This is a genomic window from Haematospirillum sp. 15-248 (assembly GCF_012102665.1).
Taxonomy (GTDB): domain Bacteria; phylum Pseudomonadota; class Alphaproteobacteria; order Rhodospirillales; family Rhodospirillaceae; genus Haematospirillum.
In genome coordinates this window covers 43,695-69,301 of the sequence record NZ_JAAVTF010000001.1, presented here as the reverse complement: position 1 = coordinate 69,301, position 25,607 = coordinate 43,695, and the positions used below count along the sequence as shown (strand labels likewise).

At 56.2% G+C, this 25,607-nt stretch carries 21 protein-coding genes and 2 tRNA genes; 10 read left to right on the top strand and 13 right to left on the bottom strand.

Annotated elements, in window-relative coordinates; translation table 11 throughout:
* Positions 1-81 precede the first annotated feature (81 nt).
* Both HEQ72_RS00320 and greB read left to right on the top strand, forming a co-directional pair.
* Positions 82-2,433 carry a Tex family protein gene (locus HEQ72_RS00320; protein ID WP_168022283.1) on the top strand — a complete coding sequence of 784 codons (2,352 nt, stop codon included), beginning with the start codon at positions 82-84 and terminating at the stop codon, positions 2,431-2,433.
* Positions 2,430-2,969, top strand: coding sequence for a transcription elongation factor GreB (gene greB, locus HEQ72_RS00315; protein WP_168022282.1), 540 nt, complete (start codon positions 2,430-2,432; stop codon positions 2,967-2,969). Before HEQ72_RS00320 ends, greB begins: the two co-directional genes overlap by 4 nt.
* Here greB and HEQ72_RS00310 read toward each other — a convergent pair.
* A complete protein-coding gene (locus HEQ72_RS00310) occupies positions 2,933-3,379 on the bottom strand; it encodes a MerR family transcriptional regulator (protein ID WP_168022496.1) in 447 nt (148 codons plus the stop codon). The two genes, greB and HEQ72_RS00310, sit on opposite strands and share 37 nt — an antisense overlap.
* Positions 3,380-3,570: 191 nt before the next feature.
* Between HEQ72_RS00310 and HEQ72_RS00305 the strand changes: the two genes are divergently transcribed.
* From HEQ72_RS00305 to tenA, 3 genes are read left to right on the top strand one after another with little or no spacing between them, the layout of a single operon-like run.
* Complete coding sequence (locus HEQ72_RS00305; protein ID WP_168020712.1) at positions 3,571-4,542, top strand: ABC transporter ATP-binding protein; 972 nt, start codon at positions 3,571-3,573, stop codon at positions 4,540-4,542.
* Positions 4,539-5,342 (top strand): ABC transporter permease, encoded by an 804-nt coding sequence (locus tag HEQ72_RS00300; protein ID WP_168022281.1) that lies wholly within the window; start codon positions 4,539-4,541, stop codon positions 5,340-5,342. The genes HEQ72_RS00305 and HEQ72_RS00300 overlap by 4 nt, the downstream gene beginning before the upstream one ends.
* A gap of 30 nt (positions 5,343-5,372) precedes the next feature.
* Positions 5,373-6,083, top strand: a complete 711-nt coding sequence (gene tenA, locus HEQ72_RS00295; protein WP_209316149.1) for a thiaminase II — start codon at positions 5,373-5,375, stop codon at positions 6,081-6,083.
* 2 nt (positions 6,084-6,085) lie between these two features.
* Here tenA and HEQ72_RS00290 read toward each other — a convergent pair whose 3' ends face one another.
* The 6 genes from HEQ72_RS00290 to HEQ72_RS00265 form a co-directional block, all read right to left on the bottom strand.
* Entirely contained in the window at positions 6,086-7,447 is a 1,362-nt protein-coding gene (locus HEQ72_RS00290) for a dihydroorotase (RefSeq protein WP_168022280.1), read from the bottom strand.
* A 97-nt stretch (positions 7,448-7,544) separates the two neighbouring features.
* Positions 7,545-9,305, bottom strand: a complete 1,761-nt coding sequence (gene asnB, locus HEQ72_RS00285) for an asparagine synthase (glutamine-hydrolyzing) (protein ID WP_168022279.1) — start codon at positions 9,303-9,305, stop codon at positions 7,545-7,547.
* A complete protein-coding gene (locus tag HEQ72_RS00280; protein WP_168022278.1) occupies positions 9,305-10,351 on the bottom strand; it encodes a glycosyltransferase in 1,047 nt (348 codons plus the stop codon). Before HEQ72_RS00280 ends, asnB begins: the two co-directional genes overlap by 1 nt.
* A gap of 55 nt (positions 10,352-10,406) precedes the next feature.
* Positions 10,407-11,174 (bottom strand): glycosyltransferase family 2 protein, encoded by a 768-nt coding sequence (locus HEQ72_RS00275; protein WP_168022277.1) that lies wholly within the window; start codon positions 11,172-11,174, stop codon positions 10,407-10,409.
* Complete coding sequence (locus HEQ72_RS00270) at positions 11,171-12,130, bottom strand: glycosyltransferase family 9 protein (RefSeq protein WP_168022276.1); 960 nt, start codon at positions 12,128-12,130, stop codon at positions 11,171-11,173. The genes HEQ72_RS00275 and HEQ72_RS00270 overlap by 4 nt, the downstream gene beginning before the upstream one ends.
* Positions 12,127-13,155: a glycosyltransferase gene (locus tag HEQ72_RS00265; protein WP_168022275.1), complete on the bottom strand. Its 1,029-nt coding sequence runs from the start codon at positions 13,153-13,155 to the stop codon at positions 12,127-12,129. The genes HEQ72_RS00270 and HEQ72_RS00265 overlap by 4 nt, the downstream gene beginning before the upstream one ends.
* A 186-nt stretch (positions 13,156-13,341) precedes the next feature.
* Here HEQ72_RS00265 and HEQ72_RS00260 point away from each other — a divergent pair, with 186 nt between their 5' ends.
* On the top strand, positions 13,342-14,256 hold the full coding sequence (locus HEQ72_RS00260; RefSeq protein ID WP_168020697.1) for a YgfZ/GcvT domain-containing protein: 915 nt from the start codon (positions 13,342-13,344) through the stop codon (positions 14,254-14,256).
* Positions 14,257-14,277: 21 nt separating this feature from the next.
* On the opposite strand, the gene HEQ72_RS00255 is transcribed toward HEQ72_RS00260, so the two are convergent.
* The 5 genes from HEQ72_RS00255 to HEQ72_RS00235 form a co-directional block, all read right to left on the bottom strand.
* Entirely contained in the window at positions 14,278-15,885 is a 1,608-nt protein-coding gene (locus tag HEQ72_RS00255) for a methyl-accepting chemotaxis protein (protein ID WP_168022274.1), read from the bottom strand.
* 160 nt (positions 15,886-16,045) lie between these two features.
* Positions 16,046-18,742: a pyruvate, phosphate dikinase gene (gene ppdK / locus HEQ72_RS00250; protein ID WP_168022273.1), complete on the bottom strand. Its 2,697-nt coding sequence runs from the start codon at positions 18,740-18,742 to the stop codon at positions 16,046-16,048.
* 95 nt (positions 18,743-18,837) lie between these two features.
* Positions 18,838-20,931, bottom strand: a complete 2,094-nt coding sequence (glyS, locus tag HEQ72_RS00245; RefSeq protein WP_168022272.1) for a glycine--tRNA ligase subunit beta — start codon at positions 20,929-20,931, stop codon at positions 18,838-18,840.
* Between the two features lie 4 nt (positions 20,932-20,935).
* Positions 20,936-21,814, bottom strand: a complete 879-nt coding sequence (locus HEQ72_RS00240; protein ID WP_168020744.1) for a glycine--tRNA ligase subunit alpha — start codon at positions 21,812-21,814, stop codon at positions 20,936-20,938.
* Between the two features lie 136 nt (positions 21,815-21,950).
* Complete coding sequence (locus HEQ72_RS00235; RefSeq protein WP_168020689.1) at positions 21,951-22,700, bottom strand: tRNA1(Val) (adenine(37)-N6)-methyltransferase; 750 nt, start codon at positions 22,698-22,700, stop codon at positions 21,951-21,953.
* Positions 22,701-22,894: 194 nt separating this feature from the next.
* Between HEQ72_RS00235 and HEQ72_RS00230 the strand changes: the two genes are divergently transcribed.
* The 4 genes from HEQ72_RS00230 to grxD all read left to right on the top strand — a co-directional run bounded on the left by HEQ72_RS00230 (position 22,895) and on the right by grxD (position 24,786).
* On the top strand, positions 22,895-23,899 hold the full coding sequence (locus tag HEQ72_RS00230) for a polyprenyl synthetase family protein (RefSeq protein ID WP_322099465.1): 1,005 nt from the start codon (positions 22,895-22,897) through the stop codon (positions 23,897-23,899).
* A 96-nt stretch (positions 23,900-23,995) separates the two neighbouring features.
* Positions 23,996-24,072: transfer RNA gene (locus HEQ72_RS00225), tRNA-Pro, on the top strand.
* A 124-nt stretch (positions 24,073-24,196) separates the two neighbouring features.
* Positions 24,197-24,273: transfer RNA gene (locus tag HEQ72_RS00220), tRNA-Pro, on the top strand.
* 177 nt (positions 24,274-24,450) lie between these two features.
* Complete coding sequence (grxD, locus tag HEQ72_RS00215; protein WP_168022271.1) at positions 24,451-24,786, top strand: Grx4 family monothiol glutaredoxin; 336 nt, start codon at positions 24,451-24,453, stop codon at positions 24,784-24,786.
* Between the two features lie 115 nt (positions 24,787-24,901).
* On the opposite strand, the gene rpsD is transcribed toward grxD, so the two are convergent.
* Positions 24,902-25,516 (bottom strand): 30S ribosomal protein S4, encoded by a 615-nt coding sequence (gene rpsD / locus HEQ72_RS00210; protein WP_168020685.1) that lies wholly within the window; start codon positions 25,514-25,516, stop codon positions 24,902-24,904.
* Between the last annotated feature and the right edge of the window lie 91 nt (positions 25,517-25,607).

Below are 25,607 nucleotides of genomic sequence, written 5' to 3'. Positions count from 1 at the left end.
TACCCTGACCCTTCTCTGCACCATGAAAGCAGGCTAGGGTCCGGCAAACGGGAAACAGCAGAACAACGGACAACTACGCCCATGTCGACTATTGCCTCCTTGATTGCACAGGATCTCGGCTGTCGGGAATCTCAGGTTAATGCTACAATTGATCTTCTTGCCGCAGGAGCAACCGTTCCTTTTATTGCCCGCTACCGCAAGGAAGCAACAGGCGGGCTGGACGATGCACAGCTCCGCCTTCTGGAAGAGCGACTGGGATACTTGCGTGATCTGGAGGACAGGCGAGACACTATCCTCAAGAGCATCGACAGCCAAGGCAAGCTGACCGCTGACCTGCGCACCAGAATTGACGGTGCCAATACAAAAGCCAAGCTGGAGGATATCTACCTCCCCTATCGCCCCAAGCGCCGTACCAAAGCCACCACAGCCCGCGAAGCCGGGCTTGAGCCATTGGCCAATGCTCTTCTTGAAAACCCGGGACACGATCCTGAAATCAAGGCCCGCAGTTTTGTTGATGCTGACAAGGGAATTGCGAACCCTGCAGAAGCGCTGGAAGGGGCACGCCACATCCTGATCGAGCGGTTCGCTGAACACGCGGAACTCGTCGGAACCCTGCGGGAGTTGATGTGGTCTGAGGGGATTTTATTCTCCACTGTGATCAAAGGGAAAAATGACCAAGGAAACAAGTTTACCGATTACTTTGACCATCGCGAACCCGTACGCCACATAGCAGGTCACCGTGCGCTGGCCATGTTCAGGGGCGCGGCAGAAGGTGTTCTCCGCCTGTCATTACGTCATCCAGACAGTGATGAGAAGACAGGAGACAGTGAAACATGCCTGCGTTATATTGCCAGCCGTTTCGGCATTGGCAACAAGGGACGCCCCGGTGATCCGTGGCTTGTCGAGACCGTGCGGGCCACATGGAAAAACAAGCTGTCCGGGCATATTGAAACGGACATAACCGCACGCCTGCGTGAGAAAGCGGAAAAAGAAGCGATACAGGTCTTTGCTGCCAACCTGAAGGATGTATTGATGGCAGCCCCGGCAGGTATGCGGGCAACACTGGCCCTGGACCCCGGGTACCGTACAGGGGTAAAGGTCGCGGTTATCGACCAGACCGGAAAAGTACTTGAAACAACAACAATTTACCCGCATGAGCCCCGCAAACAATGGAATGAAGCGTTGGCAATGCTGGGCCGCCTGGTCATCAAACATCAGGTACAGCTGATTGCAGTTGGCAATGGCACCGCAAGCCGTGAAACCGATGCATTGGCCGCTGAACTGATCCGACAGCTACCGGAACAGCGGGTTACCAAGGTTACGGTGAGCGAGGCCGGTGCCAGCGTATACTCTGCTTCGGCTTGGGCATCACGGGAACTGCCGGATCTTGATGTTTCGCTCCGCGGTGCGGTCTCCATAGGACGACGCCTGCAGGACCCCCTTGCAGAACTGGTCAAGATCGACCCCAAAAGTATCGGCGTCGGCCAGTACCAGCATGATCTGTCTCAGCCGGAACTGGCCCGGGCGCTGGATGTGGTTGTTGAAGATGCAGTTAATGCCGTTGGCGTGGACCTGAATACAGCATCGGTCCCTCTCCTCAGTCGTGTGGCCGGCATCTCGGAACGACTGGCCGAGAATATTGTCGCCTTCCGCGACAGCAACGGTGCATTCAGGAACCGTCGGACCTTGCTGAAAGTAACAGGGCTGGGGCCAAAGACCTTTGAACAGTGCGCTGGCTTCCTCCGCATTTTCAATGGCGACGAACCCCTGGATGCATCGGCGGTCCACCCGGAAGCCTATTCCGTTGTGCAAAACATACTGACCGTTGCCAAAACGACCATCGCGCATGTGATTGGCAACCTTTCCCTGCTCCACACCTTGAGGCCGGAATCCTTTGCCAACGATCGCTTTGGTACTCCGACCGTCATTGACATTCTGAAGGAACTGGAAAAACCAGGACGCGACCCGCGACCGGAATTCAGGACAGCGCAGTTCCGTGATGGCGTGGAGAAAGTGGCTGATCTTGAGCCCGGCATGATTCTGGAAGGAACCATTACCAACGTTGCCAACTTCGGGGCCTTTGTGGACATCGGTGTACACCAGGACGGGCTGATCCACATTTCTGCCTTGTCCGACCGCTTCGTCAAAGACCCAAGAAGTGTTGTAAAGGTCGGCGACGTCGTGAAAGTGAAGGTTCTGGATGTTGATCTGCAACGTAAGCGTATCGCGTTGACACGGCGGATGGATGAAGAACCCGGCAAGCCACGTAACCAGCCCCGGACACCCGGAATGGATGAAACCCGGAAAACACCACGGGCACATTCAAAGGACAAGGGTAACACAACGGGTCAAAATACTGACAATGCGCTCGCCCATGCCCTGACCAAAGCCGGCTGGAAGACAAAGCCGAACAAAAAGGAACCCCGGTCATGATCCGGTCTGCAAACACACCTGCCACAGACGGAAAAACGGAACGGAACCTGATCACCCCGCATGGCCTGAAGGCGTTGAAAGAAGAGTACCGCCACCTGTGGACCGTTGAGAGACCCAAGACCGTAGAGGCCGTATGGCGGGCTGCACAAAATGGCGACCGGTCAGAGAATGGTGACTATCTGTATAACAAGAAACGCCTGCGGGAGATTGACCGACGGGTCCGCTTCTTGCTGAAACGGATAGACTGCGCAGAAGTAATCGATCCATCACGGCAAACAAACCGGTCGCAGGTTTTTTTTGGTGCCACGGTGACCTTTGTCAATGAACGCGATGAAGAAAAAACCGTCACCATTCTGGGTAAGGACGAAGCAGACATGGCTACCGGCTCAATCAGCTGGCAGTCCCCCGTTGCCAGGGCATTGATGAAAACGGGCATCGGCGACACCGTAACCGTTCGTACCCCTGCCGGCATCAGTACACTGGAAGTCCTGTCGATCACTTACCCAAGCCCTGACGGATCCTCTGAAGAGGTATGACTGGGTGACAGACAGTGACTGTGGTCTGAAAGGACTTCAATCACACGGCAGGCACGGACTGTATGGCCATTCGGGTGCTCGGACATATGCTCCAGCTCTTGCTCCAAACGCTGCAACCTGGCAATGCGGTCGCGCACGCGGTGCAGGTGGCGCATGGCGATACGATCCACTTCATGGCAAGGTTTTTCCGGATGATCGGACAAACGCAGAAGCTCGCGAATGTCATCGAGGGTAAAACCAAGCTCGCGGCTGTGCCTGATAAAGCTGAGACGGTCCAGATGCGCAGGTCCGTAAACACGCTGATTACCAGCTGTACGATTCGGAACAGGCATCAGACCGATCTGCTCATAGTACCGGATTGTTGGCACCTTGCAGCCACTCTGCCTAGCCAAATATCCAATACTGAACAGGTCTTGACGCGCTCTCACACTCCATCCCTCTCCACATACAGGACAAGGCGATCAGGGTGGCCGATCAGGGCCAAGGGCACAAGAGCAAAGATAAATGGCGATACCCCACTGTTGCGGCCCGAAACCGAGTATGAAATAACGGGTACTCTTGCCGCGACAGCCGCCCAACATTGTACGGAACACCTACACGGATGATTGTTGTTCGCAACCTCTGTCATACCTATCCGGGATCACGACGCCAGCCGCAGCGAATGGCGCTGGACAACCTGGATCTTACCGTTGAAATGGGCACCCTGTGCATTCTGTCCGGCCCGAACGGCAGTGGAAAATCAAGTCTTTTTCGCATGCTGTGCGGGCTGTCACAGCCGTCTTCGGGATCAATCCGTATTGACGGATCCGACGTACTGGCCAATCCCGGGGCTGCCCGGCGTATAACAGGGGTGGTTTTCCAGAGCCCCGCACTGGACAAACAATTGTCCGTTGCCGAGAACCTTCGCCTGCATGCGCGTCTGCATGGCTTGGGGACAGAGGACTACAGGACACGCTGTGCTCAAGCATTGGCATGGACAGACCTCGGCGATCGACTGGATGAGAGGGTAGAGACCCTTTCCGGTGGGCTGGCCCGGCAGGTCGAGCTTGCAAAGTGCTTGTTGACACGCCCTCGCATTCTTTTGCTGGATGAACCAACAACAGGGCTGGATCCAGCCAGCCGGCGCTCTTTCCTGAACACACTCAAACGCGTGCAGCAGGACGAAAACATAACAATCCTGATGACCAGCCATGTCTTCTCCGATGCTGATTATGCTGATACCGTGGCCATCATGCACAATGGCAGGCTTCTGGCCCATGACAGCCCGGATATGCTGAAAGCCCGGGTCGGGGCAACCATGGTGGTGATGACCCCACGTGACCCACAAGCCTTTGCAACCATCCTGTCCTCGCAATTCGGGCAAACATCATGGCGCTATGGCGATGAACTGCGCATCGACAATACAAATGCCGACAAAGCAGCATCCTTGATCAGTGGTATTCTGGAACATTACAACGCCGAGGTTCTGTCGATCGGGGTTCGTCAGCCGGATCTTGAGGATGTCTTCGTACACGTGACCGGCAAGAAAGTGGTTGAGCACACCAGCTCCCCCACCCTGGAGAAAGTTCCATGAACGCACTGGTTCTTCCCGCTTTTTATCTGGCTCACCGTGAGTTCATCCGCTTCATACGCCAACCGCACCGCGTTGTCGGAAGCCTGGGACAACCTCTTCTGTTCTGGCTGTTTCTTGGAACCGGGTTCTCTCCCTCCTTCCGCCCCCCAGGCATGGATGGGATCAGCTATGTGGAATACTTCTATCCCGGCGTGCTGATGATGCTGATCCTGTTTGCCTCGATCTTCTCGATCATTACAGTCATCGAGGACCGGGAGCATGGCTTCCTTCAAGGGGTGTTAACCGCGCCGGTGCCACGGATGGCAATTGTGCTGGGTAAGGTTGGTGGCGGAACCAGCATTGCCCTTTTCCAAAGCGTTATTTTGCTGCTGGCGGTTCCGTTTCTGGATCTCCCCATTACCGCCAGCGGACTGCTTCTGGTCTTGCTGGCTATGGTGTTATCCGCACTGGGCTACGCCGCTCTCAGCTTTGCCATTGCATGGACCATGAAATCAACATCAGGCTTCCACGCCATTATGATGATCTTTCTGATGCCACTGTGGCTTCTGTCGGGAGCCCTGTTTCCGGTTACAGGTTCTCCGCTGTGGCTGCAAATTATCATGCTCACCAATCCGGTTGCTCATGCCCTGACCATTATGCGCATTCCATTTTATCAAACGGCTGCTGAATGCCTGTCAAACCCTGAATACCTGATGTCACTGTCTGTTGTGACAAGCTGGGTTGCCCTCTGCTTGTGGCTGGGTGCCAAGCGCGTTGCCCACCGCGACAAGGGCGTAGGCAGCGTAGCGGCTGCATCTTGAAGAGAACACGTCAATATTGGATCCGACACCGTGCATTACCCTGCCAAAATTGAAGTCGCTCCCCCCCCACTGATTGACAGCCTTGTGGATCGGTCACGCCAGGCATGGGATGCTTATACCCAGCATGCTTTTGTTCAGGCACTGGGCGATGGAACTCTGCCCCGCAAGGCTTTCCTGCACTATCTCAGGCAAGATTACATCTTTCTGGTTCACTTCTCGCGGGCATGGTCCTTGGCTGCATTCAAGGCTGAAACCGTCGAGGATATACGCCAATGCGCTTCAACTGTTCATGCCCTGACCACACACGAAATGCCGTTGCATGTGCAAACGTGCGAGGCAGAGGGCATTACCCTGTCCGATCTGGAAAAGACGGATGAAGAGGTTGCCAATATCGCCTATACCCGCTTTGTCATGGATTGCGGTCTACGCGGTGATCTTCTCGACCTTCTGGTGGCATTGGCTCCGTGCGTCTTCGGGTATGGCGCCATCGGGAATGCACTGGCAGTACAGAACAAGGCTATGCTGTCGCAGCATCCTTATGCAGACTGGATAAGGACCTACGCCAGTCCCGAATATCAGGATGTATGCCACGCGGTCAGTACTCTTCTGGACCGGGTTGCCTATAACGCACTGGGTGATCAGCCTGAAACATCACCACGCTGGGCCAGCTTGGTCAGAACGTTCAATACCGCCTGCGTGCTGGAAAGCAACTTCTGGCAAATGGGCCTGAACCCGCCCTGATATCAGGCAACGGGAACCGAAGACCGCGCCGGTACACCACAGAAACGAACGGGGCTCCCGGCAGGAATGCCACTGACCATCGTATCGCGCATGGCAAAAGCACCACGTACAACCGTATGAACAGGACGCCCCGCTGCGTGAAACCCGTCAAAGGGCGTCCATCCACAGCGACTGGCAATCCAGGAATCGCTGATCGTCCAACGCTGCTTCAAGTCTACAATCGTCAGATCTGCATCATAGCCAAGTGCAATCCGTCCCTTCCCGGCTATTCCAAAGACTCGCGCCGGCCCGGCACTGGTTAGATCCACAAACCGCGCAAGGGACAAACGGCCACTGGCAACATGGGTCAGCATAACCGGGACCAGTGTCTGGACACCGGTCATACCAGATGGACTGTCGGGGTAAGGGCGTGCCTTTTCTTCCAGGGTATGGGGCGCATGATCAGACCCGATGACATCGACAACACCATCTGATACAGCCTGCCACAGGGCCTCGCGATGCGCTGCGTCACGGATCGGAGGGTTCATCTGTAGACGCGTTCCAAGTCTCTCGTAATCACCGGGGCCGGCAAACATCAGATGCTGGGGAGTCACTTCGACGGTGGCAAAATCCCTGCATGTTGCCAGAAGCTGTATTTCTGCTGCCGTTGTCACATGCAACACGTGAACCAGTCGGCGTGCTTTTCTGGCAAGTTTCAACAGGCGAGTTGTTGCCAGAAGGGCAGTTTCTTCGTCACGCCACGCAGGGTGCATGGCAACATCGGCGCCGCCGCCAACAATGCCCCTGCGTTCTTTCAGACGCTCCTCATCCTCGCAATGAACAGCTATCCGACGGTAACCTTGCGACAAGACATCGGCCAAGGTGTTATCATCAGCTACCAGCAGGGAGCCTGTTGAAGAGCCCATAAAAACCTTGATCCCTGCACAGCCGGGGATACGTTCCAGCTCTGCCAAGTCCTGCAGGTTGCCCGCCGTCGCACCAATGTAGAAGGCATGATCGCACCATGAACGCCCCACAGCCCTGAACAACTTGTCAGCCAAGTCTTCGGCACTGACGGTACCCGGCTGCGTATTGGGCATTTCAAAGACAGAGGTTACACCGCCAAGGACAGCGGCACGGGTTCCTGTCTCCAGATCCTCCTTGTGCTCCAGTCCGGGTTCACGGAAATGAACTTGACTATCAATAACACCGGGCAAGACGGTCAGGCCATCTAGGTCAACAATACGCTCCCCCCGGGTCCCCAAGGAACCAAAAGCCGCAATCCGCCCGTCCCGGATACCGATATCAGTCAGGACAGGGCCACCCGGCATCCAGACGGTCCCGCCGGACAGGACAAGGTCAAAGAGTTCGCTGTTATGGATCATCACAACACCCGGAGGATTGATTGTTGCCTGTAAGTAGCCACAGGTAGCATATATACCCAAGGTTGTCTACAGGCCAGATAACCTTCCTTATACGCCTCTAGGGGGGAGATGATAAAACATGAAAAACATCACCATCCACAGCCTGCCCCATAATGTGGCGGCGATACCACAAGTCCAGAAATAACAAAGACCAAGCGGCAAAACGCTCCCGCCGTCCAGGTGCCATAAACAAGGAGCGGACAACAGCAGGATCAGCCACGCGGCTGGCCAACTCTCCCCTGGCAACCAAGGCCCCTAATTCCTGCCCACGGGCCGCTATCCACTCCCCGACAGGCACCGTAAACCCCTTTTTGGGTGCAAACGGATTGGCCTGAGGCAAGGCATTCTCCAGCCAACGGCGCAAAATATACTTCCCCTGCCCTCCACGTATTTTAAGGGACCGTGGAAGACGGGCAGCGACCTCGGCCACGACCGGATCCAGAAACGGCACGCGTCCTTCCATACCATGAGCCATCAAACAACGATCAAGCTTGGTCAAAAGATCGTTGGGAAGCCAATCCGCGCAATCAATATACTGCGCACGCAACAGACGGTCATGAACCGTACGAGCCGCATCTTCCTCGGATGCCTGGTAGCCGGTACGCCATGAAGGGAAACGACCGAGATTTCCGCCCAACCCTTCAAACAGTCCACGACGACGCATCGCCCGGGTAAAAGGCCACGACCGTGAAGCTGCTCGGTAACGGCTATAACCGGCAAACAGCTCATCCCCTCCTTCACCAGACAGAACAACCGTTACATAGGGACGTGCTGCCCGGGCAAGCAACCAAACAGGGATAATGGCATAGTCGGTCGCCGGATCATCCATACAGGCAACAATCCGGGGCAAACAGTCCCAGAAATCCCGATCGGTTACCGACAGTTCGATATGCTCCGCCCCGACAGCCTGGGCAAGAGAACGCGCATGATCCCGTTCATCGTGTACACCCGTTTCCGGAAAACCCGCCGTAAAGGCCAGAACCGGGCGCTCATTTAGACGGGACATCAAGGCCAGGAGAGCCGCACTGTCAACACCTCCGGACAGAAACATGCCATAAGGCACATCAGACCGTTGGTGCACGGCAACACTGTCCATCAAAGCCTGATCCAAAGCCCGAAGAGCTTCTCTTTCCGTTTCAAGAGGAGGCTGGCTGCTGCGTAATGGCAAGGGCTGACGGCAGCTGTCAACAATACGCCCCTTGCGGATCATGATCATCTCGCCGGGAAGCAGACGACGAATACCGTCAAACAACGTCCGACTTCCCGTTGTGAATTGAAGGTTAAGTAACTCACCAGCAGCATCTGCACACAGAGACGGAGCCACAAAACCACCCGCAACCAGCGCCTGAGCCTCGGACGCAAAGGCGACGCCATCAGCATGCTCAACCACGTATAATGGCTTGATCCCGAATGGATCCCGCCCAAGCAGTAGTATGTCTTCCGCAGAATCATACAAGGCAAAGGCAATCATGCCCCGCAAAGACGCCGGAAATGAAAGACCCTGGCGATCATACAGGGCAAGAAGACTCTCGCAGTCCGAACCCGTACGGAAAGGAGCAGCTGGCATATCCTTGCGGACAGATGGATCATTGTAAATCTCGCCATTGGCGACCAGAATGCGGCCACCGGGCCAGAACAGTGGCTGGTCACCACCAGCAGGATCAATAATGGCCAAGCGAGTGTGTACTAACCCGACAGGGCCATCAACATGCACATGAACACCATCGGGACCACGGTGAGCCAAGGCATCGGCCATAGCTCTCAGCCCAGCCTCCGGCACCGCCCCATGGGCGGCAAAAAAACCTGCTATGCCACACATCAGGCCGACACCCGGGCAAAAAAGTCCCTGTACTTGCCGACAACAATACTTTCGGTAAACTCTTCCGTGAAGCTTTTCCGCCCCTCTTCGGCAAGACGCGCCAGAAGATCACGATCCCGCAAGGCCTGACGAATAGCATCCGCCATCGCATCAACATCATCCACCGGGGTTAAAAGCCCATTCACGCCATGCTTGATCAGTGCTGCCGGTCCCTGACTTGCCGCCGCAAGAACAGGCCGACCTTGCGCCCAGGCCTCCAGCACAACATTCCCCAAGGGTTCGTGGCGCGAAGGGCATATAAACAGATCGCACGAGGCATGAAAAGCCGGGGCATCATCGCGCCATCCCAAGAAACGGACACGCGGGCGTACACCGACTTCATAAGCCAGTGCTTCCAGGCGTTCCCGCTCCGGCCCATCACCGGCAATCCACAGATACACGTCTGACAAACGCGCAAACGCACGGATCAGGGTATCAAACCCCTTGTTTTCGTGCAGCCGCCCCAGTGCAAAAACAATAGGCACACGGTCAGGGGTATAAAATTCAGCACGATTGACCGGCGGCGCCGTACGTTCATCAACAAAATTGGGTAGGTAATGGGCTCGCTCTACCGGCCAGCCGTGACTTGTCACATAGTCAACAAGATCACGGGTATTGCACACTAGATGATCACACGACTGATAATGCTTCAGGTCGTAGTAACCACCCAAGCGACCAACATGCACGAACGGAACAGAGATCTGCGTTCTGGACGGACAAAAAGACGTCGCCCTGTTCATCCAGGTCAGCACAACTGCTGGCTGGAATCTCTCAATTTCCCGACGGAAAGCGCGGCGTGTAGAAAAATCAAACCGTCCGCCAAAGCCAAGAGCCACCGGATCAAGCCCCCCCTCACGCAGGCGGGCCATTCTGTTGCTGTCCGGACGCAAGAGTATGTGCTGCTGGACACCGGCACGATGAAGGGCCAGAACAAGCCGCTCGAAAAACAGCTCCGCTCCACCATTCGGGGCACCGGCCATAGCCTGCAGGATCCGAAGATTTACCATCTGTGGCACACAACTCCTGTCATCATACGGACGGCTCGCCTCCTGCAAGAGACGTTTAAACCTCTTCCGTTTCCTCCATGGCCTTTATGTACGAAAGCAGCGGATACAGCGCCGTACACAAGGCCACAACCAACCCCATACGCCCCTCACGATACCCCTTGCGGAACAGATAGACCCGTAAAAAACGCGATAGTGCCGAGCGGATAGCCCCGGCCAGAGATCCTGCTTGGCCGGACTCCCGCAGGTCAACAGCACGCGCTGAAGTATACCGGTCAAGACGGTGCAGCATATCGGAAATATTGCGATCAACATAGTGCAACAGCGGAGTTGTCAGAGCCGGACCGCGCGTACCAGACCACTGAAGAGCCGGGTGAACCCTCTGGCGGCCCCATATTTTCACGCCACGCCGGAAAAGTGCCGGGCACCCTGCCTTACCGAAACTGGATCCCCACCCATGACGGACCAAGCGTGTGCCAATGTAATTGTCGACGGGAACAACGTGCCAGTCGAAAAGGGAGGATGCAATGACGGCACGAACCTCCGCAGCCAAGGCTGGCGATACGTGCTCGTCTGCATCCACTTCCAGAATCCAGTCTCCACGGCATGCTTCTATGCCCGCATTCCGACGATCGCCTTCAACCGGCCAGGCGCCCTCTATCATCCTGGCCCCGGCAGAACGGGCAATATCAGCCGAACGATCGGTACACCGATCAAGAACAACCACAATCTCGTCAGCAAATGTCAAGCGCTCCAGGCACGCTGGCAGACGCTCTTCCTCATTATGGACGACAACCAAGGCTGAAAGCCGGGGCAATTCCTTCATGACCGGGTACGCCTCCATAGCTGACAGGCGGCATTAAAAACACTCTCGACAGCAAGGCCATCCATCAGGGTCCCCGTTTTGCGATGGTCAAACCCGGGAGGATAGATGGTCTGAAGGGTTTCCGGCGTACGAACAAACGCCGCATTTGGCCCCCATGGACCATACAGGCACTCGTCACTGGGACCAAAGAGACCAAGTGTCGGGATACCGGCAGCAGCAGCCATATGCATCAGCGCGCTGTCATTGCCAACATAGAGAGAACAGCGCCGGAGGCAGGCCGCCGCAACAGGAAGAGACAAACGGCCAACAAGATCAAGACAACGATCCGATGGAAGGGTACGGGCAACCTGCTCTGCCTGGTGGCGTTCATCCGGTGCACCGAAAAGGGCAACGCGCCCACCCGGCAGGATGCCATCCGGTGCGGTCAGGCGCGCAACAAGTTCCGCGAAACGCTCAGCACGCCAGATCTTGGCAGGCCAGTTTGCAGCTGGCCCGACGGCCAGAACCGGTGAACCATCAGGAATGAGCTGACATGCTTCCTGCTCATCATCGCCTGTAGTCCACAAAACAGGCGAAGGGGGATCATCCACCAAACCGACAAGAGCACCGGCAGCCCGAACCCGATGGAGCGCTGCGGTATCACGACCGGGAACCAGTCGCCGCCCTGCAACGGGAAGGCACCATGCCAAGGCTGAACGACGCAGATCAACCACGACATTCCAGCGGGTTGTGGCAACCTGTCGCCATAAATCCAGCCAATGCCCGCCCCAACGGCGTTTATCCATGATGATCAGGCGTTCCAGCTCAGGCAAACCCGAGAACAGTGGAGCCGCCAAAGGACCACAGGCAACAGTGACACGAACCCCCGGCATGACCCCAACCAAATGAGCCAGAAGACCGGAAGACAGAACCGCATCCCCGATCCGGGTCGAGGTGACAAACAACAAACGGCTCATACACAAACCTCGGCGGCAAGAGTCTCAAGAAAAACAGCCGCATCATTCCATGATCGATGGCGGAACGACGCCCCTGCTGCTGCAGACAAACCAGAAAACACACCATCATCCTGTAAAATCTGCACAGCCACACCAGCCAGTGCCGCATCATCGGGGACACAATACCCGGATACACCGTTCTCTACACGGTCAACAGCCCCCCCAGCTGGACCAGCAACGGCAGGAACGCCGCATGCCTGGCTTTCGGCCAGTGTCCAGCAGCACATGTCATCATCACACGTAGGGTAAAGATGCAACCGTGCACGGGACCAGAGGGTGGACAGACCCAGATCGCCGGGCGGAAGACAGACTTCAACGCCCTTACTGGCCAAAGCCTTGACGCGCTCAAACAGGGGCATCAGAACCACAGGCACATAATCCGGACCGGATCCAAGGAGACGTGACACGACCAACAACCTTGCCCCGGGAACATGGGGCCTGATCTGGTCACACCAAATATCCAGAAGGCGGTCCAGCCCACGCTGCGGATGCGTGGTAACAACCGCGACAGGATCAATAGAGGCAGGCACTCCCGTACCCCGGCCCAAGAAGGGGGAGCGAACCCCAACCGGCATAATCCAAGCGGGATCGTCTCCACTCCAACGGCAATGCTGAGCAGCACCACAAAACAGAACGCCCGCCCTCGTAGCCAGGATACGCGCCTGCACAGCCGGATGCGCCATATATTCAGGTGATGCCGTAACCCAGAGCAACTGCCGACGCGCCGACACCTGCCCCAGCAAGCCCGGATCCCGGAAGGCAACAGAAACATCTGCAACAAGATCCGTCGCCTCGGCTACAGGAACGTAGGCTATCCCGTTGCACTCAACGCGCCGGGATACACGACAGGCAACAGAAACCCCGTGCCCACGAGCTGACAAGGCATCAGCCAGCCCGTGCAAAGCTTTCTCCGCACCACCCAAAGCATGATGATCGGGGGAGAAAACACTGTAATCAGCAGTGCCATCAAGAAAGCAAAAGCGCATGTCCAAGAAAACAGCCGGGCGACCAACGAATGCTTTCGCTTATAAGAGGTTGCACACCAGATTACCAGCCCCGGTCAACCAACCGACTGAAAAACACGGCCGACAGGACTTTTCTCTTGCTTGACTCCATAAGCCCGCCCACATAATCGGGGCATAATCACAGAACTGACAGGCCTGAGACCACGAATGTCACCAGAAACTGCTCCGTTTCATGAGCTTGCTCACCGAGGCGCCCTGATCTTGTCCGGCGATGACCATCGCGCCTTCCTGCAGGGGCTGGTTTCTGCCGACATTCGTACGGTTACGGAGAACCACAGCGCGTGGACAGCCCTGCTGACCCCACAGGGAAAATTCCTGCATGACTTCTTCATTTACCAGCTTGGAAACACCCTGCTGCTGGAGGGAGAGCGGGAGCGACTGGAAGACCTGCGGACACGCCTCCTGCGCTATCGGCTTCGCGCCAAGGTCATCCTGGAATCCGCACCGGACCTGGCCGTCTTTGGTACCCTGCCACCATTTCATGGGCCACTGAAGAACCTGAGCCACGCAGGCGATACAATCACATTCGGGGATGGCATCGCCTGCATGGACCCGCGCCTGCCAGCCGGTGGTATACGCATCGTTGCATCGCGCCAGGCCATTTCAGAGACAGGGCTGACCACAACTGACATGACCGAAGCCGCATGGGAGCAAAACCGCATACGCAACGGCCTGCCTGATGGTAGCCGGGACATAGAACCCGAGAAAGGCTTCTTGCTGGAATATGGCTTCGATGAACTGGGCGGTGTTGATTTTCGCAAGGGCTGCTACGTTGGCCAGGAAACAACCGCCCGCATGAAGTGGAAGCACCTGACAAAGAAACGCCTTGTCCCCCTGCGCGGGGAAGGTAAGACCATTCCACAAAGCAACAGCCCGATAACTCTGCCTGATGGTCAGGTAGTTGGCGCTATACGCAGCAGCACGACTGACGAGACCGGAACAGGCTTTCTTGCCATGGGCATTGTACGCTTGGATGCCATCCAGGCGGATGATTTACGCTGCGACACCATGCGCCTGAAACCCTGCCCTCCCGCTTGGCTGCGCCTTCCGGACAACCGCTGAGGCAAGGTTAACAAAGGCTGGTTAATCCAGCTTGCGTGACAAGGCATTGAGAAGGGAAATGACGGCCCGGCTTGCCTCATGCAGTTCGTCAAGGTGCACAAGAGCGTTGTCGCGCTCTCCGGAATACCACGCCTGAAGCGCTTTCCGGGCTTCAGCATGAACAGCGGCGTGAGGCCCCTCCAGGGCAGCATACTCCGGAAGCGCCTTGATTCTTTGATCATTCAAGGCATCGTACCAACGCCCCAGGCGACAGCTATGGTGATCCGGAACGTCTGTGGGCTGCCACTCCCCATTGCCCATCAAAACATCAACAACCCGCTTCTTGAAAAGAATATGGTCAACGCGGGCCATTTCGCACAATCCTTGTGCTGATCCTTCGACGAACCACTCCTTGGCGCTTTTGCTGACAGCATCATTACTGGAGTGGATACTGTCTGCGACCTTTGTCACCAAGCTTACATTGTCACGCGACATTTCTGCAACGGCGGTAATACTGCGGGCAATTTCACCAGTTGCCTCCTTCTGCTGCCCCAGTATTGTATTGATCTCCTGCATTTGCCGTGCTGCCTCTGTCACCTGTGACGATACGGCGTGCATTTTCTCCTGGATGGACTCAATCGCAGAACGCCCCATGTCAACAGCACGCGTCGAACGCGCCATCGTTTCACGGATAGTTGTCATGCCAACACGCAAGGCATCAATACGACGGGTAATATCTTCCGTCGCCCGCGCTGTCTGATTGGCAAGCGTCTTCACTTCGTTTGCCACGACAGCAAAGCCCTTGCCCATCTCACCGGCACGGGCTGCCTCGATCGTAGCATTCAGGGCAAGCAGATTCGTCTGGCTTGCAATGGCCTCAATCACAACCAGAATTTCACCGATCTGCTCGGAAGCCGTCGACAGATCACTCACACTCAAGGCTGTTTGCTCAACGGCCCCCGCAATATCCCTGATCGCATTCCGTGCTCTTTCGACATCACTGACCCCTTCCCTGACCAAGGCGTCCGCGGCAGATGCCTCACCCGAGGCAGTGCCGCTGTTGCGGGCAATTTCCTCGACACTGGCCAGCAGTTCGGTCGCAGCAGAGGAAATAGCTTCACCCGAACTGCTGGTAATATGCGAGTTACGAGATAGTGACGCCAGAACAACGGCTGCATCATTGACATCAGCTGCTGTATCAGCCATCTGCCGCAGAATAAGAATGGAATGCGCATCCTTTGCTGCAGAAGGTATAGCCTGAACACTCTCGCTGCCTGAGGTCTCCATAAGATCAGGCACAACACGTCCATGCAGGCTACGGATCGCAGCATCACAACGGGATGGACGAAAACGGAACTGACGGGCAAGGGCAGACGAGGCCATGGACAAAAACATGGACGTAGCCAACCGATAAACCGGATCCTGCGGAAGATGCGGTTCGGGATACTCCGTCACACCAACCGACAACAGCCCATCCCAACGAGCGCGGAAGGACGACACACCCGAAGATCCATCCACCGCATCAGATGAAATATGGGCCAAAACAGCATCAGAAACCGCAGGTACAACACGCGCTGCATCCTGCAATCCGCGTTCTGTAACCCATGCCTCTGTACCCAATGTGCCTTTATGACTGGAAAGACTTGTCATATCAGGTGCCCGCTTTACTGCCACGCGCCAAGGTGCAGGTACAATACCCACCCGCAGAAATCACTGTGACACAGCGGAAACCAAGCGACAAACGGGACGTATGCCAGCTTGACTATTCCGCCAAGACAACACAGCACACCCTCTGGTCATGATCACCCCATCACGCCGTACTGTCTACAAGCTCCTTATGCCCGTTCCCTATACGACGACAGGCTGAACGTGCTGCAGCCAAGCGTGCGATGGAAACGCGATACGGAGAGCACGACACGTAGTCAAGTCCAATGCCCTCGAAAAAGTCTATCGAATCCGGATCGCCGCCGTGTTCACCACACACACCAACCTTCAACCCGGGATGAGCTGCACGCCCACGAACTGTTGCAATCTTGACAAGCTCACCCACTCCTTCGCAGTCAATCGATACGAATGGATCCTTGGCATAAACGCCATGACGATGATAGGCATCCATGAAGTGAGCTGCATCATCGCGCGAGATTCCCAGAGCAGTCTGGGTAAGATCATTGGTTCCAAAACTGAAGAATTCAGCATCATCAGCAAGATCACCTGCACGTAGAGCTGCGCGTGGCAGCTCTATCATGGTGCCAACCTTGTAAGGAATCGTCTTCCCACACCGGGCAAAGACATCCTTGGCAGCTTGATCAACAATCGCTTTTGTCAGCTCCAGTTCGCGACGGGTTGCAACAAGGGGAATCATCACTTCCACCATGGACGGTGCATCCTTGGGAGAAACCTCAATAGCAGCCTCAAAAATAGCCTGACACTGCATTGCATAAATTTCAGGGAAAGTAATCCCCAGACGACAGCCGCGATGCCCCAACATAGGATTGGACTCAGCCATCTGGGCAATGGCCTGGCGTACAGTACGCACGTCAACGCCCGCAGAGTCAGCTACCTCCTGAATATCGGCATCTGTATGGGGCAAAAACTCGTGCAGAGGTGGATCCAGCAAGCGTATCGTGACCGGAAGCCCGTGCATAATACGGAAGATCTCGATAAAATCAGCCCTCTGGTACAGACGCAGAAGATCCAGCGCCTGGCGTCGGCCATCCTCATCCCGGGCCAGGATCATCTGACGTACATGCACAATGCGTCCAGGCTCAAAGAACATATGTTCTGTACGACAGAGGCCAATCCCTTCAGCCCCGAAACTACGAGCCACGCGCGCGTCAGCAGGTGTTTCCGCATTGGCACGGACGCCCATACGGCGGATGCTGTCCGCCCACTCCATCAAAAGGGAAAAGTCTTTCCCCAGATCCGGACGAACCATGGGAACAGCTCCGTAAATAACCTGACCGGTCGAGCCATCCAGCGTCAGGATATCTCCCTCCCGGATTTCACGTCCCAACACAGTCATCACACGATCCGTGATATTGATCCGCACAGCTCCGGCCCCGGCAACGCAGGGACGCCCCATGCCACGGGCAACCACAGCCGCATGACTGGTCATCCCCCCACGGGATGTCAGAACACCTTCGGCCACATGCATACCGCCTATATCTTCCGGGCTGGTTTCAACACGCGCCAGAATAACTTTCTCCCCCCGGCGAACCCATGCCTCTGCATCGGCTGCGGTAAAAACCAGCTTACCCGAAGCAGCCCCGGGACTGGCCGGCAAGCCTGTTGTCAGAACATCACGGACAGCCCGTGGATCAAGCATCGGATGCAGAAGCTGGTCAACCTGCCCCGGATCAACCCGCATAACGGCTTCCTCACGCGTGATCAGCCCCTCACGTGCAAGATCAACCGCAATCTTCAAGGCAGCAGCAGGTGTACGCTTGCCTGTGCGGGTTTGCAGCATCCACAGCACCCCGCGCTGGACTGTAAACTCAATATCCTGCATGTCGCGATAATGCTTTTCCAGAATACGGCGTATCGCATCCAGCTGACGAAATACGTCTGGCATAAGCTCTTCCAAGGCAGGAAGATCAGATTGATTGGCCTGTTTTCCCCGAATTGTCAGATGCTGTGGCGTCCGGATGCCAGCCACGACATCCTCTCCTTGGGCGTTGACCAGATATTCTCCGAAAAACGTATCGTCACCGGTCGAGGGATCACGCGTAAAGGCAACACCGGTCGCACAGTCACTCCCCATGTTGCCAAACACCATAGCCTGCACATTGACAGCCGTTCCCCACGCTTCCGGAATATCATGCAAACGACGGTACGTTATGGCGCGCTGGTTCATCCAGCTGGAGAAGACGGCACCGATTGCGCCGCGTAGCTGATCGTACGGGTCATCCGGAAAAGGCGCGCCAGAGCGCTGCATAACCAATGCCTTATAGGAACCCAAGAGTTCCTTCCAGTCTCCTGCCTGAAGATCGGTATCAAGGACATACCCGCGATCAGCCTTGAGATCTTCCAGCAACTCCTCGAAATAATGGTGTCCAATCCCCAGAACGACATCGGAATACATCTGCACAAAACGGCGATAGCTGTCCCATGCGAAACGCGCATCGCCAGATGTCTCAATCAGACCAAGAACCGTATCGTCATTCAGACCAAGATTAAGAATGGTATCCATCATGCCGGGCATGGAAGCACGGGCCCCCGACCGAACCGACAACAGAAGCGGCTGCTTCCGGTCCCCGAAAGACACCCCCATAACCGAGGCAATATGGGCAACCCCTGCCTCGATCGCATCATCCAGGCCAGCAGGATACGTGCGACCATTGGCATAGTAAAATGTACACACATCAGTCGTAATGGTAAAACCGGGAGGAACCGGAAGCCCGATCACAGCCATCTCGGCCAGATTGGCACCCTTGCCGCCCAGCAGATCCTTCATGCCGGCACGTCCCTCGGTCCGTCCACCACCAAACACATAGACCCACTTGGACATCCTTGCGCCCCTTGTCCTGTCTGACTTCTTGTCTACCCGGTATGACACCCGGGCTTCACCTTGAACAAATGGCCGGGACAAGCCCGGCCACTTCTCTACACCACGGCCTCAGCAACCGGGCCACTTCCCTCGACCAATGCCAAGTCTGCAAGACCAACCGTTACCGCACCGACGGCTGACAAAAGTCGCAACCGATTGCGGCGTAAATCAGGATCAGAATCATTCACCGTCACATTCTCAAAGAAAGCATCAACCGGTCCACGCAATCCCGCAACCAAGACAGCCACCTTCTGGTAATCCTCGTCATCCAGAGCCTGATGAATTTCAGGTTCCGTCACCGACAACGCAGCAGCAAGGGCTTTTTCCTCATCCATAACCAAGGACCGAACATCAACAGGCCCGGTGTGCGGCCCGTCTTTCCGATCTTCTATACGGACAATGTTCATCGCACGCCGCCACGCAGCAAGCAGGTTGGCACCATCATCCGAACGCAACAAACCGGAAAGGGCTTCCACCCGCTTCACAAGCCTGACCAGATCATCCTCGTGACCAAGGGAGAGAACCGCTGACACCAAGTCATGCCGCAAGCCTTTCTCTCTGAGAAAAACCTTTAATCGTTCCGCAAAGAACGCCATCAGATCTGTGGCCAAGACATCCGACGACGCAACACGCGGCACACTGTAAGCATCCAGCGCCTTGAGGAATACAGCACGCAACGGCAGGCGCAAGCCATTCTCCAGAACAAGCCGAATAACCCCGAGAGCTGCCCTGCGCAGGGCAAACGGGTCTTTTGATCCGGTTGGTTTCTCGTCAATGCTCCAGAAGCCAGCCAAGGTATCAATCTTGTCCGACAAGGCAATGCATACCGAAACCGGAGCTGACGGGCAACGATCCGACGGACCCTGCGGGCTGTAATGCTCCGCAACGGCATCAGCCACAGCATCAGGCTCTCCGTCAGCCCGGGCATAATAACGCCCCATGACACCCTGTAGCTCGGGAAACTCACCGACCATACCCGTAGACAGATCAGCTTTGGCCAGAAGAGCTGCACGATCAACAAGAGCGCAGTCTACCCCCACATACCCGGCAATCATTGCAGCCAAGGAACGGATACGCCCTACCTTCTCCCACTCTGTGCCAAGACGGGCATGAAAAATCCGTTCCCGCAGCGTATCAACACGTGCCTCCAGACGGACCTTGCGATCCTGGTCCCAGAAAAAACGGGCATCTGACAACCGCGCGCGGAGAACACGCTCGTTACCAGCGATAATCTGCTGCCCTCCATCTTCTGTTTCGATATTGGAGACAACAATAAACCGTGGAGCAAGCGAACCATTATCCTGAACAGTGGAGAAATATTTCTGGTGTGCCCGCATGGACGTTGTCAGAACCTCGGCCGGCAGATCCATAAAGACATCTTCGATAGCCCCGCTCAGCACAACAGACCATTCAACCAACCCCGTGACTTCCCGCAAAAGGGCGGCATCCTCTTTCAGGCGAACCCCGTGACGATTGGCCAGATCTGTGGCCGCAGCCTCGATCAAGGCAGAGCGGTGCGCCGGATCCAGAACAACCTTGGCGGCGGCCAGTTTCTCAAAATAGTCCGCAGGACCTGTAACCGAAAAAACGGCAGGCGCATGGAAGCGATGCCCCCGCGTTACGTTACCGGCAACGAGACCGGCAAAAGAGACTGGAACCACCTCGGCCCCGAAGAGACACAGAATAGAATGCAGCGGACGCACCCAGCGCTGCGGCCCAGTCCCCCAGCGCATCGACTTTGGCCACGGAAAAGAAGCCAAAGCTCCTTCAATAGCCTCTTTGAGGACCGATGACATAGGCCGCCCGCGGCTGCAAACAACAGCAAACAAAAACGTTCCCTTGGGCGTTTCACGCTTCTCGCATTGATCCAGAGTTACACCGTTGGCCGCCAGAAAACCCTGTATCGCCTTTTCCGGTGCATCAACACGCGGCCCGCGCCGCTCTTCCGAGACATCCGGCGTGGCCTCGAGCAGGCCATCAATAACCAGCGTCAACCGGCGTGGTGTCACGTATGTCCGGGGCTCCGGAGCAGAGAAGCCCGCTTTCTGCAGCCCGTCACAAACCAGACGCTCCAGGGCCTCAGCCGCAGTAGCCTGCATACGGGCCGGTATTTCCTCGGACAGAAGCTCAAGCAAAAGGGACTGCGCCATGATATCAGCCCTCCGCCGCAACAAGATGACCACGCGCTTTCAGCCACCCTTCGCAGCACGCCTTGGCTAAAGCCCGTACGCGACCAATGTAGGCCGCCCGTTCTGTTACAGAAATGACCCCGCGCGCATCCAGAAGGTTAAAGCGGTGGGATGCCTTGATGCACTGGTCATAGGCCGGCAACGGCAACCCGACAGCCAACAGGGACTGACACTCTTTTTCAGCGTCACGGAAGTGATTTAACAGCATGGTGGTATCGGCATACTCAAAGTTATGGGCTGAATATTCGACCTCGGCCTGGTGGAAAATGTCGCCATAGGTTACGCCAGCTCCATTGAAATCCAGGTCATAGACGTTCTCGACCCCCTGGATGTACATCGCCAAGCGCTCCAGACCGTACGTAATCTCGGCCGGAACCGGGTTACACTCGAAGCCGCCAACCTGCTGGAAGTAGGTAAACTGGGTCACCTCCATCCCGTCACACCACACTTCCCACCCCAGGCCCCAAGCCCCGAGCGTCGGGCTTTCCCAGTCATCCTCGACAAACCGGATGTCATGTTTCATAGGATCAATGCCCAGTGCCCGGAGAGAGTCCAGGTAAAGCTCCTGGATATTGTCCGGGGACGGCTTCATGATGACCTGAAACTGATAGTAATGCTGCAAGCGGTTGGGATTTTCGCCGTAGCGCCCATCCGTCGGACGGCGTGAAGGCTGAACATATGCGGCATTCCAAGGGTCTGGACCCAGAGCCCTCAAGGTTGTTGCGGGGTGAAAAGTCCCCGCACCCACCTCCATGTCATAGGGCTGAAGGATTGCGCAGCCGTGACCGGCCCAGAATTGCTGGAGGGTAAGAACAAGCTGCTGGAAACTGGGGGATTTGGACAAAGGGCCTAGTGCGGGCATACGACAAGGTTCCGGGGGGTACAATACCACAGGGTTGAAAGGAACCTGAAAACTACCTGCCCCGACACATACGGTCAAATCCCTTTTGAGACGGGGTCCATTCGCGCTTTCCCGCGTACTACGACAAGGCCATAGCCGTATCCACAGAAAGAGCATCACGCAGGACAGCCTGCGCCGCATCGGTAAAGTCACCGGAAGCATGGTGCAGGACCAGACCGGGCAAAAGACGCAACGGCGAACCGGACCCCTTGCGGGCACGGACCAACACCCTCTTTGCCTCCTGACCAACGCGGGGCCACAAGGGAATGATCTCCACTCCACCAGCACGCCCCTGCAAGGTTGCCAGCATTTCCCCCAGACGATCCATACGATGCACAACGACCAGCCACCCACCTGGCTTCAGGCAGCGCAGACAAAAGATAATCCAGTCCCGAAGGGGCACATCCTCCATGTGGGCATGCGCGCGCCCTGGATCGGAAGGAAAAGTACCCTGTCCGTGATACGGGGGATTGGAAATTACAACATCGAACGACGATCCGGGAACGGGGGCAGGTCTGCTGCGCAAATCTGCGCACAGGACGCTGCAGCGGTCCTCATACCCGTTGGCAAGAACCGACTGTCGCGCCAGATCGGCATGGGACGGAACAAGTTCAACACCACACAGGGAATCAACCGGCAGACGCGCCAACAAACACAAGGCCGCCGCCCCTGTTCCCATTCCTACATCCAGAACTTTCCCGCAGCCGGACCCGGGAACAGCCGCAGCCAGAAATAAAGGATCCAGCGCGACACGATAACCCTCCAAAGGCTGAAGAAGGCGCACACGCCCTCCCAGCAACTTATTCTCTTCCACCATTGCCTTTATCATTCTGGTTACCGTTTTATATCCTGACAAAGTGACCGGAAACCATCACCGGCATCAGACCGCACAAAAAGCATTTATGACCACAGAGGCATTGCTCCTTGACCGCAACAGCGCTGAAATCCTATGCTCCGGCGCACACTGTAACTCCTCCAGATTATTCAGGATTGGCCGTGACCAACCCACCAAACGCCGAAACAATAGCCTGTCCGCAGACGGTAGATACCAACGCACTGGATGTGCTGAGCGACCTTGTTGCCGATGACATGAAACGCGTCAACGAAACAATTGTCCAGCGCATGCAAAGCCCGGTTGCCCTCATCCCCCAGTTGGCAGGCCATCTTGTTGCGGCCGGGGGCAAACGTCTGCGCCCGATGCTGACCTTGGCAAGCGCGCGTCTGTGCGGCTATGAGGATGGAGAAGACCACATTCGCCTGGCAACCTGTGTAGAGTTCATCCACACAGCCACGCTACTGCATGATGACGTGGTGGACGAGAGCATCCTCCGTCGTGGCCAAGCCAGCGCCAACGCCCTTTTTGGTAACAAGCCCAGCGTTCTGGTCGGGGACTTTCTGTTCTCCCGGGCCTTCGAGCTGATGGTCGAAGTTGGCAACCTACCCGTCCTGGGCATCCTGTCCCATGCCTCTGCCGTCATTGCCGAAGGCGAAGTACAGCAGCTGATCACCACCAATGATATTGACACAACCGAGGAATCTTATTTGGAGGTCATCAGCGGCAAGACGGCAGAACTGTTTGCAGCCGCATGCAAGGTTGGCGCAGAGGTTGCCGGACGCACACATGCCGAGGCCAATGCTCTTTACGCATATGGCATGGCCTTGGGGCTGGCATTCCAAATTGTAGACGATTGCCTGGATTACTCCGCCGACCAAGAGCGCCTGGGCAAAACCGTTGGCGATGATTTCCGTGAGGGCAAAATTACCCTGCCGGTTATCTTGGCTCTGCAACAGGCCAACAGTGACGAACGTGCATTCTGGAGCCGGACGCTCGGGGAGCTACAGCAGCATGACGGAGATCTGGAGCAGGCCATGGCATTGATGCAACGCCATGGTGCCCTGGAAGCTACCGCACAGCGGGCACGTACATACGGCGACCAGGCAAAGGCCGCCCTGAAGATTTTCCCACCCTCTCCTATGCATCAAGCACTCCACGATATTATTGGCTTTTGTATCAGCCGGGCTTGGTAAAGGGAAATCTGCAACATGCAAACGATGAGGCCTTGCTGCACTGTTCCGGTAAGGTTACAAGCACCTTCCTTGATAGCCTCAGGGGTGCATGGATAGCGGAGTGTAGCTCAGCCTGGTAGAGCACTGTCTTCGGGAGGCAGGGGCCGGAGGTTCGAATCCTCTCACTCCGACCATTCTAAAAGCACCGCCTTCAAGCGGTGCTTTTTTTTGCAGAATGAGGGACACGCCCCCTGATAATTGTTCTTGCCAGGGAAATTCGGGAACGTTATAAGCACACGCCTTGGCGCTGCAATGTAACGGAGTGTAGCTCAGCCTGGTAGAGCACTGTCTTCGGGAGGCAGGGGCCGGAGGTTCGAATCCTCTCACTCCGACCAGATTACGGCCCCAAGCAGGGGGAAATCAGTGACGTTCTATCAACCTTTTTAATACGGGCAACCCAAACAGGGGGAACGTATTGTTTACCCTGTTGACGGAACCGCCGCATCACCTCATATCCTTCACACCACATCTGTTTGGAAAACGGCGCAAACACGCCAGACAAGGACGATATCATGTCAGATCATCCGATTTTCAAGGACATCCAGCGCGACATCGACGAGAACGCCGTCGTTCTGTTCATGAAAGGGTCCCCAAACTTTCCGCAGTGCGGTTTTTCCGCTGCTGTCGTTCAGGTTCTCAATCACTTCGGCGTTGATTTTAAAGGAATCAACGTTCTGGATAGCGATGAACTTCGTCAGGGAATCAAGGAGTTCAGCAACTGGCCGACCATTCCCCAGCTGTACATAAAGGGCGAATTCATCGGCGGCTGTGACATCGTGCGCGAAATGGCAACAAACGGCGAACTGGTCAAGGTGCTCCAGGACAAGGGAATATCCATCAATTCCTGATTCACATTGAACCGGGTTGCCGCAATACCAGCAGCGCCCGGTTTTCTTGTGGTCCCGCGCATAAAAAAAAGCCACCCTTCCGGGTGGCTTTTTTGCATCAAGTGGGTCGAATGCCTTAGCGGCTATAGAATTCGACCACCAGATTGGGCTCCATCTGCACCGGGTAAGGAACATCAGCCAGCTTCGGCGTACGAACAAACGTACCCTTCAGCGCTTTGGCGTCCACTTCCATGTACTCAGGAACATCACGCTCAGATGAAGCGACCGCTTCCATGACCAAAGCCATTTCACGGGACTTGTCACGGACGGACACAACGTCACCTTCACGGACCATATAGGACTGGATGTTGACCCGACGGCCATTCACGCGCACATGGCCGTGGTTGATGAACTGGCGCGACGCAAACACGGTCGGCACAAACTTCATACGGTACACAACGGCATCCAGACGACGCTCCAGAAGACCGATCAGGTTTTCGGAGGTATCTCCCTTGCGACGCACGGCTTCGGCGTAATACTTGCGGAACTGCTTCTCGCTGATATTACCGTAGTAGCCTTTCAGCTTTTGCTTGGCCATCAGCTGAGTGCCATAATCCGAAGGCTTCTTGCGACGCTGGCCATGCTGCCCCGGACCATACTCACGCTTGTTGATCGGAGACTTGGCGCGGCCCCAGAGGTTGACGCCAAGGCGGCGGTCTATCTTGTACTTTGCGGAATGACGCTTCGACATAACAGGTCGTTGCCCTTTTAAAATCTATACGTTGTTGTCCCGATAGTCCGGCCCCGGATACATACGAAACGGGCGGCGGGGCAAGGCATCC

Excerpts from the sequence above, each read along its gene's own strand:
- rpsD (WP_168020685.1), bottom strand. The coding sequence starts at position 25,516 with ATGTCGAAGCGTCATTCCGCAAAGTACAAGATAGACCGCCGCCTTGGC.
- HEQ72_RS00290 (WP_168022280.1), bottom strand. The coding sequence starts at position 7,447 with ATGATCCATAACAGCGAACTCTTTGACCTTGTCCTGTCCGGCGGGACC.
- HEQ72_RS00270 (WP_168022276.1), bottom strand. The coding sequence starts at position 12,130 with ATGAGCCGTTTGTTGTTTGTCACCTCGACCCGGATCGGGGATGCGGTT.
- HEQ72_RS00260 (WP_168020697.1), top strand. The coding sequence starts at position 13,342 with ATGTCACCAGAAACTGCTCCGTTTCATGAGCTTGCTCACCGAGGCGCC.
- HEQ72_RS00280 (WP_168022278.1), bottom strand. The coding sequence starts at position 10,351 with ATGGTAAATCTTCGGATCCTGCAGGCTATGGCCGGTGCCCCGAATGGT.
- glyS (WP_168022272.1), bottom strand. The coding sequence starts at position 20,931 with ATGGCGCAGTCCCTTTTGCTTGAGCTTCTGTCCGAGGAAATACCGGCC.
- HEQ72_RS00265 (WP_168022275.1), bottom strand. The coding sequence starts at position 13,155 with ATGCGCTTTTGCTTTCTTGATGGCACTGCTGATTACAGTGTTTTCTCC.
- HEQ72_RS00305 (WP_168020712.1), top strand. The coding sequence starts at position 3,571 with ATGATTGTTGTTCGCAACCTCTGTCATACCTATCCGGGATCACGACGC.
- HEQ72_RS00255 (WP_168022274.1), bottom strand. The coding sequence starts at position 15,885 with ATGACAAGTCTTTCCAGTCATAAAGGCACATTGGGTACAGAGGCATGG.
- ppdK (WP_168022273.1), bottom strand. The coding sequence starts at position 18,742 with ATGTCCAAGTGGGTCTATGTGTTTGGTGGTGGACGGACCGAGGGACGT.
- asnB (WP_168022279.1), bottom strand. The coding sequence starts at position 9,305 with ATGTGTGGCATAGCAGGTTTTTTTGCCGCCCATGGGGCGGTGCCGGAG.
- greB (WP_168022282.1), top strand. The coding sequence starts at position 2,430 with ATGATCCGGTCTGCAAACACACCTGCCACAGACGGAAAAACGGAACGG.
- HEQ72_RS00235 (WP_168020689.1), bottom strand. The coding sequence starts at position 22,700 with ATGATAAAGGCAATGGTGGAAGAGAATAAGTTGCTGGGAGGGCGTGTG.
- HEQ72_RS00275 (WP_168022277.1), bottom strand. The coding sequence starts at position 11,174 with ATGAAGGAATTGCCCCGGCTTTCAGCCTTGGTTGTCGTCCATAATGAG.
- grxD (WP_168022271.1), top strand. The coding sequence starts at position 24,451 with ATGTCAGATCATCCGATTTTCAAGGACATCCAGCGCGACATCGACGAG.
- HEQ72_RS00300 (WP_168022281.1), top strand. The coding sequence starts at position 4,539 with ATGAACGCACTGGTTCTTCCCGCTTTTTATCTGGCTCACCGTGAGTTC.
- HEQ72_RS00320 (WP_168022283.1), top strand. The coding sequence starts at position 82 with ATGTCGACTATTGCCTCCTTGATTGCACAGGATCTCGGCTGTCGGGAA.